This window comes from Paenibacillus sp. A14 (assembly GCF_036864815.1).
GTDB classification, from domain to species: Bacteria; Bacillota; Bacilli; order Paenibacillales; family Paenibacillaceae; genus Fontibacillus; species Fontibacillus sanfengchensis.
The window spans coordinates 59,570-73,510 of sequence record NZ_JBAGJD010000013.1; the positions used below are offsets into that span (position 1 = coordinate 59,570).

12 protein-coding genes are annotated in these 13,941 nt (G+C 53.4%); 4 read left to right on the forward strand and 8 right to left on the reverse strand.

Annotated elements, in window-relative coordinates:
• Positions 1 to 31: 31 nt before the first annotated feature.
• The 5 genes from V4U88_RS23355 to V4U88_RS23375 all read right to left on the reverse strand — a co-directional run bounded on the left by V4U88_RS23355 (position 32) and on the right by V4U88_RS23375 (position 4,764).
• The gene (locus V4U88_RS23355) at positions 32 to 1,468 is read right to left on the reverse strand and encodes a PTS mannitol transporter subunit IICB (protein ID WP_334075680.1); all 1,437 of its coding nucleotides are present in this window, start codon (positions 1,466 to 1,468) and stop codon (positions 32 to 34) included.
• A 243-nt stretch (positions 1,469 to 1,711) separates the two neighbouring features.
• Positions 1,712 to 1,918, reverse strand: coding sequence for a hypothetical protein (locus V4U88_RS23360; protein ID WP_148452582.1), 207 nt, complete (start codon positions 1,916 to 1,918; stop codon positions 1,712 to 1,714).
• A 14-nt stretch (positions 1,919 to 1,932) separates the two neighbouring features.
• A complete protein-coding gene (locus tag V4U88_RS23365) occupies positions 1,933 to 2,454 on the reverse strand; it encodes a PRC-barrel domain-containing protein (protein WP_334075681.1) in 522 nt (173 codons plus the stop codon).
• A gap of 88 nt (positions 2,455 to 2,542) precedes the next feature.
• A complete protein-coding gene (locus V4U88_RS23370; protein ID WP_334075636.1) occupies positions 2,543 to 3,694 on the reverse strand; it encodes a cysteine desulfurase family protein in 1,152 nt (383 codons plus the stop codon).
• 188 nt (positions 3,695 to 3,882) lie between these two features.
• A complete protein-coding gene (locus tag V4U88_RS23375; protein WP_334075637.1) occupies positions 3,883 to 4,764 on the reverse strand; it encodes a glycosyltransferase family 2 protein in 882 nt (293 codons plus the stop codon).
• 177 nt (positions 4,765 to 4,941) lie between these two features.
• Between V4U88_RS23375 and V4U88_RS23380 the strand changes: the two genes are divergently transcribed.
• Positions 4,942 to 5,454, forward strand: coding sequence for an SHOCT domain-containing protein (locus V4U88_RS23380; RefSeq protein ID WP_334075638.1), 513 nt, complete (start codon positions 4,942 to 4,944; stop codon positions 5,452 to 5,454).
• Positions 5,455 to 6,891: 1,437 nt separating this feature from the next.
• Here V4U88_RS23380 and cymR read toward each other — a convergent pair.
• Complete coding sequence (gene cymR / locus V4U88_RS23385) at positions 6,892 to 7,311, reverse strand: cysteine metabolism transcriptional regulator CymR (RefSeq protein WP_334075639.1); 420 nt, start codon at positions 7,309 to 7,311, stop codon at positions 6,892 to 6,894.
• A 298-nt stretch (positions 7,312 to 7,609) separates the two neighbouring features.
• Between cymR and mnmA the strand changes: the two genes are divergently transcribed.
• A complete protein-coding gene (mnmA, locus tag V4U88_RS23390; protein ID WP_334075640.1) occupies positions 7,610 to 8,743 on the forward strand; it encodes a tRNA 2-thiouridine(34) synthase MnmA in 1,134 nt (377 codons plus the stop codon).
• Positions 8,744 to 8,843: 100 nt separating this feature from the next.
• Here the strand turns inward: mnmA and V4U88_RS23395 are convergent, their stop codons facing one another.
• A complete protein-coding gene (locus tag V4U88_RS23395; RefSeq protein WP_334075641.1) occupies positions 8,844 to 10,154 on the reverse strand; it encodes a replication-associated recombination protein A in 1,311 nt (436 codons plus the stop codon).
• Between the two features lie 385 nt (positions 10,155 to 10,539).
• Between V4U88_RS23395 and V4U88_RS23400 the strand changes: the two genes are divergently transcribed.
• Complete coding sequence (locus tag V4U88_RS23400; protein WP_334075642.1) at positions 10,540 to 10,839, forward strand: CD3324 family protein; 300 nt, start codon at positions 10,540 to 10,542, stop codon at positions 10,837 to 10,839.
• A 140-nt stretch (positions 10,840 to 10,979) separates the two neighbouring features.
• Complete coding sequence (locus V4U88_RS23405) at positions 10,980 to 11,696, forward strand: HNH endonuclease (RefSeq protein WP_334075643.1); 717 nt, start codon at positions 10,980 to 10,982, stop codon at positions 11,694 to 11,696.
• Positions 11,697 to 11,726: 30 nt separating this feature from the next.
• Here the strand turns inward: V4U88_RS23405 and V4U88_RS23410 are convergent, their stop codons facing one another.
• Positions 11,727 to 13,874: a HelD family protein gene (locus tag V4U88_RS23410; protein WP_334075644.1), complete on the reverse strand. Its 2,148-nt coding sequence runs from the start codon at positions 13,872 to 13,874 to the stop codon at positions 11,727 to 11,729.
• Positions 13,875 to 13,941: the final 67 nt, after the last annotated feature.

Sequence of the window (13,941 nt, forward strand, 5' to 3'; positions counted from 1 at the left end):
GTTATGGTCCAAAAATAAGTTGTTTACTGGTTTACTCCCCTTTCAGGCGTTCCACCAGCTCGTCATATTTCGGACTCTTCAAGAAATTGTCGATCGAAATATGCTCGGCATCCGGCTTATTCGCCTTCGCCCGCTCCGTCAACTGCTTTTGCGTGATGACGATGTCCGCGTCCGCCGGGATTTCGCTTACCGCCGAGTTCACAACGGTCACATGAATTCCGGCTTGCTGCATCTTCTTGCGCAGGATGGAAGCGCCCATCGCGCTCGAACCCATACCGGCATCGCAAGAGAAGACAATTTTGTTCACGTTGGTTTTGCGGTCGGTGGCCTCTTGCTCCAACGCCGCTTGAGCTGCCGCCGGAACACGGCCTGCCGCTTTCATTTCGCGCATTTTTTCCTCCGCCTGCTCAAGATCCAATTCTTCCTCATTCTGTTTACCTGTCTTGAGCAGTAAGGAAGCCAGCAGGAACGAGACGACGGTCGCGGTGACGACCCCGGCAAGAACCGGTACCAGACCGCCTTTCGGCGCCATGGCGATATAGGCGAAGATACTGCCCGGGGATGGGGAGCCCACAAGTCCTGCGTTAAGCAGTTGGAACGTAAACGTTCCGGTTACCCCACCGCCGATCGCGGCCAAAATCAAGATAGGCTTCATCAGGATGTACGGGAAATAAATTTCATGAATCCCGCCCAAAAAATGAATAACCACCGCGCCCGGGGCGGATTGTTTGGCCGAACCGCGGCCCACAAGCCAGTAAGCAAGCAAAATGCCAAGGCCCGGCCCCGGGTTCGATTCAAGCATGAAGATCAGCGATTTTCCCAACCTTGCGGATTCCTCCGCCGCGATCGGGCTCAGAATGCCGTGGTTAATGGCGTTGTTCAGGAATAGAACTTTGGCCGGCTCGATAATAATATTGACGAGCGGCAGCAGATGCATATTGATCAGAACGTCAACGCCCGCCGATAGCGTCTTGCTGATCGCCTGGATAACCGGACCGATCCCCGTATAAGCACCGATGGCGAGAATGGCGCCGATAATCCCCAGCGAGAAGTTGTTGACCAGCATTTCAAAGCCGGATTTAATTTTGCCTTCCACCAATTTGTCGAATTGCTTCAATACCCAAGCGGCCAGCGGACCGACGATCATCGCGCCGAGGAACATCGGAATGTCCGAGCCCACCACGACGCCAAGCGTCATAATCGCCCCGATGACGGCGCCTCTTTTCCCGTGGATCATTTGTCCTCCGGTATACCCGATCAACAGAGGAAGAAGATAATTAATCATCGGCCCCACGAGCGTGGCCAGCTTCTCATTCGGAATCCAGCCCGTTGGAATGAACAAAGCGGTAATCAGGCCCCAGGCGATGAACGCGCCGATGTTCGGCATAACCATTCCGCTGAGCAGCCGCCCGACCTGCTGTACTCTAACCCTTGCTCCTCCGGATTTTTGCTTCGTTTCTATACCCATCACGAGGATGCCTCCTTTTGTTGAATTGTCTTCGGAGCAGCGTTGTTTTAAGCTCCGCTTCCTTAATTTCATCCTAATTCACAGCGCTTTCACACTCAATCAAATCAAAACCCGATTCCGTCATGATTAATGTTGACAACATTTAAAATCTCATCCGCCGGTTTCCGAAAACAACAAAAAAGCTCTCTCCTCTGGGAGGAGAGAGCTTTTCTATAATGATGATTTTAAGTTATCTACGTGCTGCTAGGACAGATGGATTTGGGGAAGATCCTGGGAGACCTCTTCTCCAAAAAACAAATCATCCAAAGAACTGAGGGTTCCGTCTTCTTCCACTTGGTAAACCGACATTTTCTCGCCATTTACCGTTAATTCGATAAAGCACCCCCAGCAATAAAACTGATGGGAGCCGATCTTGCCGATATCCTTGGAACTGCAGTTTGGACACTTCATCATCAACACATCACCTATCCATTAACAGAATTCATCGCCTTCTCCAACCGCTGCTCACTGTTTGGAGGGACCATGATTGCGTTTTCGCCTTTGATCATACCGGGTATAAAAGGCAGCACTTTTCGCCCTTCCATCAGGTCCGAGATAAACCCGTCACTGACTTCTATTCCTGTAATTGTATTTCCCATTTCCTGGTCAAAATAAACGTCTGCCACATGCCCTATCAAAATTCCGTCCTCGGTAAGGAGCGGAAGTTCTTTCAATTTGCCGTTACCTGCGAAAAAGGTAAGCTGTATATTCTCGGCATCCCATTTGCGGATCGCCTGTTGATTGCGTATCATCACGGCATCTTCACCGTACGCTACAATATCTTCCCAGAGCACCACCTTCACTGTGGAGGAAAACATCGCTTTCCCCTCCAGCTGTATGCCTGTGATTCTCCAGTGATCATCCAGCAGGAAGTCGAGAACTTTCCCGATCTGTTTGCCGTCTCCCACATCGAACACGGCCAAGCCTACCATCTCTTGAAGTTTCATCATGAGCACGGCTCCTCCTACTGTGGCAATCTCTTGCTGCAGACCAGCGAAATAAACCTCCCTCCGAAAAAACTACAAAAGACGCCCATTATCTTCTTCTACGAAGACGTTCCAGGATGGTTCCAACTTTTTCGGCGGTAAGTTTCATTTCTTCAGTAGTATTACCCAAACCGAAGCTAAATCGAATCGCCGAGTTCAAAAAATTTATCGGCAGATTCATCGCTTCCAAGACATGCGACGGCTCCAGCGATCCCGAAGAGCACGCTGACCCGCTGGCTACCGCAATTCCCTCCATATCCAGATTCATCAGCATCGTCTCCGTGTCGCATTCCGGAAAACTGACATTGACGATATGCGCAAGCCGCTTGACAGGGTGTCCGTTGACATGGAAACGGCCCGCCCCAACCTCGCTTTCCAGCGCATCCAGGAAAACCCGGCGCAGCTCTTCATCCTGCGCGGCGCGCCCGGAAAGCTGTTCCGCCGCAAGTTCGGCCGCTTTGGCGAATCCGGCAATCCCGGCCATATTCTCTGTGCCGGCCCGGCGTTTACGCTCCTGCAGGCCTCCGAAGAGAATCGGCTCAATCACCAGTTCCCGCCGGACATAAAGCGCGCCTACTCCCTGAGGCCCGTTAATTTTATGCGCGGAAAAGCTCATCAAGTCGACCGGGAGTTCCCCGAGCCGAATCGGCAGCGCGCCCAAAGCCTGGACGGCGTCGACATGGAACACGATCCCCTTCTCCGCAGTTATAGCTCCTATCTCCTCGATCGGCTGTATCGTCCCGACCTCATTATTGGCATACATCACGCTGACGAGAATCGTCTCCGGACGAATCGCTTCCCGAACCTGCTCCGGTTGGACTTGGCCATGCCGGTCGACAGGCAAATATGTAACTTCGTAGCCCTGCTTCTCCAGACGACCGCAAGCATGCAACACCGCATGATGCTCGATCGCCGTCGTAATAATATGACGGCCGTGGTCCCTTCGCGCTTCCGCTGCGCCAAACAAAGCCAAATTATCGCTCTCCGTTCCGCCGCCCGTGAACACCAGCTCGTCCGAGCGGCATCCGACCAGGTCCGCCAGCCGGTCCCGCGATCCGTTAACAAGTCTCTTGGCGGCACGGCCGTAGGCATGGATGCTCGAAGCGTTCCCGTACTGCTCCCGCATGACGGCGACCATCGCTTCCGCCACTTTCGGATGTACGGGCGTGGAAGCCGCGTGGTCCAAATATATGGTTTTCATAGTATGGCAAGCCACCTTCGATAATATGAAATCAGACAGTCATTTGAGCGAGTTTAATTCTATATTATTTTTGACAAAAAAACTACTGCCTATTAGCTTGGAAGGTTTGTAAATTTCGGGATACGGACAAATTCGTCCGACTATACAAAACTCCGCCACAAAGAAACTGCGGCGGAGTTTATCCTCTTTTAATACGGCAGATGGGAAATGCAGCGGGATAATGCCATATTCAGCATTTGCTGATCATACACCCGATGCTTCGCATTTTGTTCAAGCAACCAACGAGCAAAGCCAACGGCCCGAAAATAACCGGGATAGTCCGCCGGATTAATATTGAAATGTATAAAATCGAGCATAATCCGATTCTCTTCATCGGAAAGGTGCAAACCCAAGCGCGAAAATTGCCTTTGCCGGACCCTCCGGGCCGAATCGTTCTGGATCGCCCGGTGCAAGTGGGATACTTGTCCGCTATGCGTGCGATAGTACAGCATATTTACGGGCAGATTCGCCAATTGCGTCTGAAACGCCAGCCGATTCCACAACTCATAGTCTTCCGCGTGCGGATAATTGCTGTCATACCGAACTCCCAACTGTTGAACGATGCTGTTTCGCATGATGACTGTCGGATGGGCGATACAACAATGAAACAAGAGCCAGGTCTTGATTTCCTCATGGGAAAACGGATTAATTTTGGGCCTTCCGCCTATGATTGTGGTAAATGCTCCCGCACTCAAACCAACCGCTGGATTCTGATCCATAAACGAAACCTGGATGTTCAGCCGATCCGGTGTGGAGATATCGTCGCTGTCCATTCGAGCGATGTACTCTCCCGTGGCCAGTCCCAATCCCTCATTTAAAACCGAGACAACCCCCCGGTTTTGGCGGTGAATGATTTTGCGAATCCGCGGGTCCTTAAACTGATCGATAAGCTCAGCCGAACCATCCTTAGATCCGTCGTCGATGACGATCAGCTCAAAATCCTTAAAAGTCTGAATCAGCATGCTGTGAATCGCTTCCTGGACAAACGCCGCATTGTTATAAACCGGCATGATTATTGATACACGTGGCACTGCCTCCACCTCCATGTCAAAGCGGTTGCTATACATTATGAGAGGCATACTTGTCCCGACTGGACTTCCCTGCCCGAAAATCCATCCGAAAAGTGATATAACTTTGGTAAAAAAGTAATAGATGTACCATACAATATTTGGTATCATTGTTTCAAAAAATAGGGAGGAAAGTCGAATATGTCAAATTTGATGAGGAAATTGCTCGAATCAGTAGATCAAAAGGACATCATTGCTTCTGCCGAAGGCATAAATGGACTGATTGCTGTAACTAAGAACGTAGTTTATTTACAGAGAGGGAAGTTGCTCGAACAGAAATCTTTAAAGACTTACCTCATCAAGAGCATAACATCGGTTCAGACCAAAAAACCAAGCATGTTGACAGCCGGTCATTTTCAAATTATTGCTAGTGGCTCCGGTGACAATACGAAGCGATTCGGTTCCGCCTTTGATTATGCTAAAGATGAAAACACGGTATTGATTCGTGGTAATTTTGATGATTTTAAGAGGATAGAACAATTAATTTATAAATTGCAGAGCGACCCAAATCCGGCGGTACCGGTCGCACAAGCCGCCCCAACCAGTGAAGACGCTTTTTCAAAACTAGAAAAATTAGCAAAACTAAAGGAACAAGGAATCATCAGCGAAGAAGAATTTGAACTGAAGAAGAAAGATCTCTTGTCTCAAGTATGAGCATAAAAGCCCACAGCCATTTAGGCCAGTGGGCTTATTCATTGTTCTCTATTTTTCCGGTTATGCCGAATCCCCCAGCAGACAACTTGTTTGAAAGCTAGGTTAGTGAATCGTGATAAGAGCTTTTTACGCCCTTATTTTGTCGAATTCGGCTCAGCGCTTGGAAATAACGGCTTTTTATGACTCTATTTTAGGAAAAAGCGGGTCAAAACCTGATTATTGGACTCCAAGGCCACTAGCGTTGCATTAAACCTGACATGGTGCATGCGCCGCCTTAAGTAACAGTGTGGCAGCGAGCTGAATCCTTCTGCCCCGAACGGGAGCTGCGCCCTCTCATGTCCCTTGGACGTTCGCATTAGCGGTCTTTTGGGGCGTTATTTCGGCCCGATTCATTTCCGCGGGAATCATAGCGGTCAAAACGGGCCTTATATTGGGTGGTGCGGCCTCCGAAATCAGGGCTTGGCCCGCTTTTTCCAACAATAGGAGCCTAAAAGGCCGTTATCCCCAACCGATGAGCCGAATTCGACAAAATAGCGGCGCAAAAGGCACTAGCATTGCATTTACCCTGACACATGATTACAACGGAGCTTGATGCCTTAATCGCTTTTAAAGAACTTCGCAAAAAAGTACAGGCCTTTTAAACAAGGTTCTGCAGTTAGGAAGTCTAAACGGCCGTGAGAGCCGTTATGTTGCGATTGAATCACGTATTGGGATTTTAACGGTCGTGTGGACCGTTATTTACCATCATTTCGACCAAAACAGCCATACTTATATGAAATAGGGGCCGTGGCGACCGTTAGAATTTGGAGTCAGCGCAAACAGGGCAAATAGCGGCTGTGGCGACCGTTAGCATGGTTGAGAGGGGGAGACGACGATCTAAGTTCGACATGTTGCTTGCCGAAGCGGCGGAATGGCCCCAAATGGGCAGCATCAAGGAAGGTTTGATGCAACGTCATTGCCTAAAAGTCGGCTATTTCCCCCCCGACCACCCGAATTCGCCAAAATAGCGCCGCATAAGGCGCAAAAGGCTCTTATTCACCTGTCCTGCTTCAAAGGGAGGATGCTACAGCCGTTAGACCTCGCGGGTTAATGCAACGCTAGTGCTCCAAGGCAGGAAATAAGGCCTTTTTTGACCGCTATTTTCTCGGTAGAGGCGAATCGGGCCGGAATAACGGCCCAAAAGGCCGCTATTGCAGCGACAGGGAGGGCCTAGAGAAATTCTGGTGGAGGCATGCAGAATTAAGCCCGCTACGCCGAGGCGAAGAGTCTTAAAAACTCCCACTACGATGGCTGATGGGGCACTAGACAACAACTCTTATTTATTTATCTTGACACCATTCAAAAATGCCAACAACAACCAATTGCAGGCAAGGTACGGATTACAATTTTTTCCAAACATTCTTTAATCCCTTTGAATAGGCGGGATTCTAATCCCTGCTAAATATAGAACATATAATTTTCCTTCGCGCCCTTCTCCTCAAAGGATATCAGATTCTCCAAAGTTGTAGAATCCAGCACTTCGGCGATACTGTCGCGAATCCGCAGCCACAAATCCCGTTTCGCGGGATCGTCTTCCTCCGTAAAATCCACCGGAGAAATCGGCCCTTCCAGCACGCGAATGATGTCGCCTGCCGTAATTTCGCCGGCCTCGCGGGACAGGATATACCCGCCGTACGCGCCGCGAACGCTCTTGACCAAACCGGCATTGCGCAGCGGGGCGATCAGTTGTTCAAGATAATGCTCGGACAGCTGGTTTTTCTCCGCAATGCTCTTGAGGGAAGTCGGTCCTTCACCGAATTTAGCGGCCAACTCCATCATGATCGTCAGGCCATAGCGTCCTTTTGTGGAAATCTTCAAAGAAGCCACCTCTTTCAATTTTCAAATAATCTTTATATAATTGAACTTTGATCAATTAAGAATAGATATTGCTGTCTATTCCTATCATTAATCTTTGTTTATCGTAACATATCCCGCCTCTTTTTGGAAAACAAATCCGACCGGAATCCTGCAATATTCTGCCCGGAATTTACCATTTTCACAAACCGGCTCGACGGCGGCTGCCCTACGACAGCACAAGGAGAGGCATCGAATCCGATCCCGGATCTTATGGTAAAATAACTATATGGCCCAAAGAGGCCTAAAGGAGTGAAAAGAGATGAGCAAGCCCAATCACGAAACCCGCGTCGTTGTCGGCATGTCCGGCGGCGTCGATTCCTCGGTAACCGCCCTGCTGTTAAAACAGCAAGGGTACGATGTTATCGGCATATTCATGAAGAACTGGGACGATACCGACGAGTTCGGTTATTGCACGGCCGAGGCGGATGCCGAAGATGTGCGCCGCGTCTGCGAGCAAATCGATATCCCGTACTATACCGTCAATTTTGAAAAAGAATACTATGATAAAGTATTTGCCTATTTTCTCGACGAATATAAGCGCGGACGTACGCCGAACCCGGACGTCATGTGCAACCGGGAGATCAAGTTTGGCGAATTTTTGAACAAGGCGTTGGACCTTGGCGCCGATTACGTGGCCACCGGACATTATGCCCGCGTTGTGGAAGAAGCGGGAGTGTACAAGCTGCTGCGCGGCGTCGACAATAACAAGGATCAAACGTACTTTTTGAACGCGCTGAACCAGGAGCAGCTCTCCAAAGCGATGTTCCCGATCGGCCATCTGCCCAAGCCGGAGGTACGGCGCATTGCCGAAGAGGCCGGGCTGTACACCGCCAAGAAAAAAGACAGCACCGGGGTCTGCTTCATCGGCGAGCGGAATTTCCGCGAGTTTCTGAGCCACTATCTGCCGGCCAAGTCCGGCGAGATGGTCGATATCGTCTCCGGCGAAGTCAAAGGCCGGCACGATGGCTTAATGTACTATACGCTCGGCCAGCGGCAAGGGCTCGGCATCGGCGGTTCGGGCACCGGCGAACCTTGGTTTGTCGCCGAAAAAGACCTCGAACGGAACATCCTATACGTCGTTCAAGGCGACAAGCACCCAAGCCTCTATTCGACCGGCCTGACCGCGTCGGGCGTCAACTGGATCGCCGGGCAGGATCAACTGCCGCAAGGGCCGTTCAAGTGCACGGCCAAGTTCCGCTACCGTCAACCCGACCAAGGGGTTACGGTAACGGCTCAGGAAGACGGCACGCTGTCCGTTCAGTTTGACGAGCCGCAAAAGGCCATCACCCCCGGGCAGGCCGTCGTCTTCTACGATGGCGAAATTTGCCTGGGCGGCGGCATTATCGAAGCGCCCGAGAAGCTGCCCGTGCCGGAGCTCGGCCGCCATCGGTAAACCCGCTCGTTTTCACAAAAATCCCCGCCTTCCGGCTTCACCAGCCTGGAGGACGGGGATTTTTTCGTAGCCATGGGTTCAGGGGTGGGTCAGCAACTCTCTACTCCCCTCTGCGCCGCAGCTCCTGATTGTGCCGGATCTTGCTCTCGTTTCCCTGCTCCGTTGCATGGTAAAAGGAGCGCCCGGCGAGATGGGTCGGCAGATATTCCTGCTTCACGTAGTGGCCGGGATAGTCGTGCGGATATTTGTAGCCGGTATGCCCCAGTTTGACCGCCCCTTTGTAATGGGCGTCCCGCAGATGCAGCGGCACCTCCGCGCTCCTGACCTCCTCGATGGCCGCCATCGCGTTGCCGATCGCTGCCACCACGCCGTTCGATTTCGGACTCTCGACCGCGAACAGGATCGCCTGGGCGATATTCAGTTTGGCCTCGGGCCAGCCGTTGTGGCGGTAAGCCTCCAGGGCGCTGACCGCCTGCACCATGGCCTGCGGGTTCGCCAGCCCGATGTCCTCGCTGCTGGCGGCGATCAGCCGCCGGATAAACGTCATCGGGTCCATCCCCAGTTTCTCGACGGCGTAGAGAAACCAGAACAACGCGGCATCGCTGGAGCCGCGGATGCTTTTGTGAAACGCGGAGAGGACATCGTACTGCGTCGACTCGTCCGCTTTGACCAGCGGGCGGCGGATCGACTCCTCCGCCACCTCGAGCGTGATGTGGACGGTGCCGTCCCCGCGGGGCGGCGTCGTCATGGCGGCGAGCTCCAGCGCGTTGAGGGCCCGGCGAATATCACCGTTGGCCATCTCCGCGACATGCTGGAGCGCCGCTTCATCGGTCTCGAGCTTCATAAAGCCGAGACCTTTCTCGCGATCGTCCAGCGCCCGGCGCATGGCGATGAGCGAATGCTCCTTCGTCAGCGGCTCCAGCTGGAAGAGCGTCGAGCGGCTTAACAAGGCCCCGTTCACATAGTGGAACGGATTCTCGGTCGTCGCGCCGATGAAAATAATCGTCCCCTTCTCCACCGCGGGAAGAAGGGCGTCCTGCCGCGAGCTGTTGAAGCGATGGACCTCATCCAGGAACAAGATCGTTTTCGTGCCGTAGAACGCCTTATCGTTCTGCGCCTTCTCGATGACCTCCCGGACATCTTTCACGGAAGCGTCGACCGCATTAAGCCGTACAAATTCGGCCTGGGTGTGGTGGGAAATAATATGGGCCAGCGTCGTTTTGCCGCACCCCGGAGGACCGTACAGCAGAATCGAGGAGACCTGGTCGGCTTCAATCGCGCGCCGCAGAAGCTTCCCCGGGCCGACGATATGCTCTTGCCCGATATATTCGTCCAGGGTCGTCGGCCGCATCCGGTCGGCCAGCAGCCGCCCCGAGGGATCGCTTTCCCGGGAATAAGAGAATAAATCCATGAACTCACTTCCTCAATTCATTTGTTATCGACTATACAATACACATTCTAGCACATGAACGGTAAAAAACATTTATAAACGTTCTTTCGCTTTCTTCCCCACCCCGAATATGAGTTAATATAGATGTCGGGCCGACGAATCACTGGAAAGGGGGCTGATCGAAGTGATTTCAGTGAGTGAGGTGGCTTCCGCGTAACGCGGGAGCTCATGCTAGGGGGGCTGTAATGCCCCTCTTATTTCCGTTTGAAACCAAGTATGTTAAGATAGACGCAAGCATTGCCAAATTAGGGCAAACCAAATTTTACGCCGAAAGGGGGATTTACGACCATGGAAACTCAATTTATCCGCCAAACTTCCATACCCAGGATCAAGGAGGAACATGATCGTGAACTACAAAAACGGGAAGGATGTGCTTCCCCCTAGGATGTTGAAAGAACTTCAGAATTATATCCAGGGCGAACTGCTCTATATCCCCAAGCCGGAACGTTCCCGGGCATTATGGGGTGAGCTCAGCGGAACCCGCAAATCGATGGCCAAAAGAAATGAAGAAATCTACCGCCTATACCATTCGGGGCATACCGTCAGCGATCTGGCGGAGCGATTTTTTCTGTCCGACGAAAGCATCCGTAAAATCATTTGTAAAATGCGAACCTCCCTCAGGGAAGCCGCAGCTGTTACCGAATAGAGATAGGCCGCCCGGATCAGGCCCGGACGGCCTATTTGATTTGCGCTAAAAAAACGAATCCGTTTAGGACTTATGGGCGCTGGGAGGTATAATATACATATAACGAAATTCCACGATGCTCTCAAGAACGAGGTGAACCGATGATGCGGACCGGACCGAACAACCCGGACAAACTTGCCGAAGCCCCCGATACGAAAAGCGGGGAACTGCAAAAGAACTTCAAACGCTGCGCCCGCTGCGGCGAAATAAAGCCGGTCTCTCATTTTTTGCGGCGCACTGCCAAGCGTTCCGGCAAGGGCGCCCGCCGGGGCACCTGCCGGGGCTGCCGCGCCGAATTGAAACGGCTGGGGCAGCCTGCCTCCCGGCCGATCGAGCTCAAAGCGTCCACGGCTGCGGCTGCGGATAAGCCGGTCGAAGGGACAATCGCCCGCCCCTTGATGAAGCGGGCTCTCCCCGCTCCTCCCGCTTCGGCGCCGGCCTCGGCTCCCGATGCCTCGGTGCTGCGCCCTAACCGGGAGGGGAAAATCCGGATGCGCGGCCGGACCGACAAAGGCAGCCGCTGGCATCAGGAGGTCGACCTGGAACTCGCGGTCACCCTCGTGAAAGAGCATGCCGCCGTCGTCGTCAATCGCCACACGATCCGCCGTTTGTACAGCAACAAGGCCTTCCGCCGCTACATTTTAACCCGGGACCGCTATACCTGTTTTTTCTGCGGCGCCTACGGGGATACGATTGACCACCTTTTGCCGAAAGCCAAGGGCGGACATACGACGCCGCTAAATTGCGTCTGCGCCTGCAGCGAATGCAATCAAAGCAAGGCCGACCGCAGCCTGGAGGATTTTACCGACGGCCGTTGAATGCGGTCCGGCTGGTTTAGCCGGGCAGCTTTACACATCGGATGGCACTTTGTCCGGCACATACTCCGGCAGTTGTTCGCCAAGCATCAGCCACAGCTCATGCAGAGCCCGCGTGCAACCGACGTACAGCAGCCGGGCATCCTGCGGGCCATAGTGGGCCCGGTCCACATCCGTCACGAGCACGGCGTCAAACTCAAGGCCTTTGGACAGGTAGACCGGCTGCACGGAAATCCCGCCCGCGTATTGCCGCTGGTCGCCGTCGATTAAATGAACATCCTTGCCTTGTTCCGCCAACTCGCGATGCAGCTCCTCTGCCTCCGCCATCGTCCGGGTCAGCAGCGCCACCGTGCGGTGCGTGCCGGATAGCGTAAGGTCCAAGGCTTCCGAAATGGCCGCCAGACGTCCGTCCCCAACCGCCGGCTTCAATTTAACCGGCTCCCCGCTGCGGAATACCGGAACCGCCAACAGGTCGGTGCCCACCCCTTTTTTCAAAATATCGTTGGCGAATTCGATGATTTCCATCGTCGACCGGTAGCTGCGCGTCAGCGCAAAATAAGCGGTTTCCTGGGGCGCGAACAAGGCTTGCATCTCCTCCCAGGTCCGGACCCCTTTGTAGTAATGGATCCCCTGCGACAGATCGCCGAGAATCGTGAAGGAGTGCCCTTTGACGAACCGGTCCAGCACCGCCACTTGAAAAGGACTGAAATCCTGGGCTTCGTCGATGACGACGTGATCGAAAGTCAGGCTCCCCTCGATTTCCTGGATTCGGGAATGCAAGTAAAGCAAGGCCGCCAGATCCTCGTCCTTGACCTGTCCCTTTTTCAAATAATCCCTGGTTTCCTTATAGATCGCGGCCGGTATACCTGAGAGGATATCCCCGTCCGAGCTGTTCCCTTTTTTTCCCCCGAACGTCAAAAATAAGTTTTTGTACAAAGCCACCGCCTCCAGCTCCGGCCACTTTTTGGCATAGGCCTTTTCCCGCTGCTGCGCTTTTTTCTTGCGTTCTTTGAGCGCGGTTTGGGAAGGTGATTTCTTCAGCTCCATCTCGACCCAGCGGTGAATCCGGGCCAACACCCGTTCTTTGCGGCGGGCAACCGGATAGTGCTTATATTCGCCCTCAAACCATTGCAGAATCGTTTCCCGGGCAAGCCGGCTCCCGTCCCACGGCTCAAAATCCGCATCGGGTACACAGCCGGTCTCAATACGCTCCAGATAGCGGTCGAGGATCGCTTGAAAGGCAAGCGAGCCCTTGTACCTCCCGGGCAATGCTTCATCGTCCGGCCGCTTGCCGCCACCGCCAAACTCATCGCTATCGAACCAGCGCGTCAGCGTAGCCGCGCCGTCGGTCGGCGCCTCCATAAGTCCCAGGACCCGGGCCGCCCAGTCGCCGAAGGTACTCTGCTGAATGTCTCCGACCCCCAGCTCGGGCAGCACCTCGGAAATATAGTCGATAAACATATGGTTCGGGGCAAAAATAACCATCCGCTCCGCCTTGATTTGCTCCTTGTACTGATACAGCAAAAAAGCGAGCCGGTGCAGCGCCACGGTCGTTTTTCCGCTTCCGGCCACGCCCTGGATAATGAGTGCGGTGTTTTTCGCCGCCCGGATGATCAGATCCTGCTCCGCTTGAATCGTGGAGACAATGTCACGCAACCGGTTGTCTTTGTTTTCGCCGAGGCGGTACACCAGGAACTCGTCGGATACGGCCGGGCCTTCGCTCTCCTTATTGAACGTGTCCACGACCCGTTCCAGAATGCCCTTGCGGATGACGATATTCCGCTTCAAGTACACGAGCCCTTCGATCAGTCCCTCGGGCGACTCATAGGCGGCCGAGTCCCCGCCGGTAAAGGAGTAGAACAAGCTGGCCACCGGGGCGCGCCAATCGATGATCAGCGGATTTCTCCCGTCGGCGTCGGCCACGCCCACTTTGCCGATATACAGCGGCGACGCCCCCTTGCCCCGTTCCTCAAAATCCAGCCGGCCAAAGTAAGGCTCGCGGATAGATTTCTCCAACTGCTGCCGCTGGGCTTCCCTGCCCGATTCCAGAATTTGCTCCGTAAAATCATGGCCCGTATACACGGGGATGCTGCGCAGCTCTTGAAGCTTCGCTTCCACCTCGCCCAGCGTCCGATTCAGCCGCTCTTTTTCTTCTTGATAGGCACTTTGAAAATCTTCCATTTCAGTTACCTCCTAAGGTTTAGTATTCCGTCTGTGCTCCGGCCGATCCGGTGTAGCTCTGGCTGCC

Bases quoted from the DNA above. Each gene is read 5' to 3' on its own strand.
- V4U88_RS23355 (WP_334075680.1), bottom strand. From the start codon at position 1,468: ATGGGTATAGAAACGAAGCAAAAATCCGGAGGAGCAAGGGTTAGAGTA.
- V4U88_RS23360 (WP_148452582.1), bottom strand. From the start codon at position 1,918: ATGAAGTGTCCAAACTGCAGTTCCAAGGATATCGGCAAGATCGGCTCC.
- V4U88_RS23365 (WP_334075681.1), bottom strand. From the start codon at position 2,454: ATGAAACTTCAAGAGATGGTAGGCTTGGCCGTGTTCGATGTGGGAGAC.
- V4U88_RS23370 (WP_334075636.1), bottom strand. From the start codon at position 3,694: ATGAAAACCATATATTTGGACCACGCGGCTTCCACGCCCGTACATCCG.
- V4U88_RS23380 (WP_334075638.1), top strand. From the start codon at position 4,942: ATGTCAAATTTGATGAGGAAATTGCTCGAATCAGTAGATCAAAAGGAC.
- mnmA (WP_334075640.1), top strand. From the start codon at position 7,610: ATGAGCAAGCCCAATCACGAAACCCGCGTCGTTGTCGGCATGTCCGGC.
- V4U88_RS23395 (WP_334075641.1), bottom strand. From the start codon at position 10,154: ATGGATTTATTCTCTTATTCCCGGGAAAGCGATCCCTCGGGGCGGCTG.
- V4U88_RS23405 (WP_334075643.1), top strand. From the start codon at position 10,980: ATGATGCGGACCGGACCGAACAACCCGGACAAACTTGCCGAAGCCCCC.
- V4U88_RS23410 (WP_334075644.1), bottom strand. From the start codon at position 13,874: ATGGAAGATTTTCAAAGTGCCTATCAAGAAGAAAAAGAGCGGCTGAAT.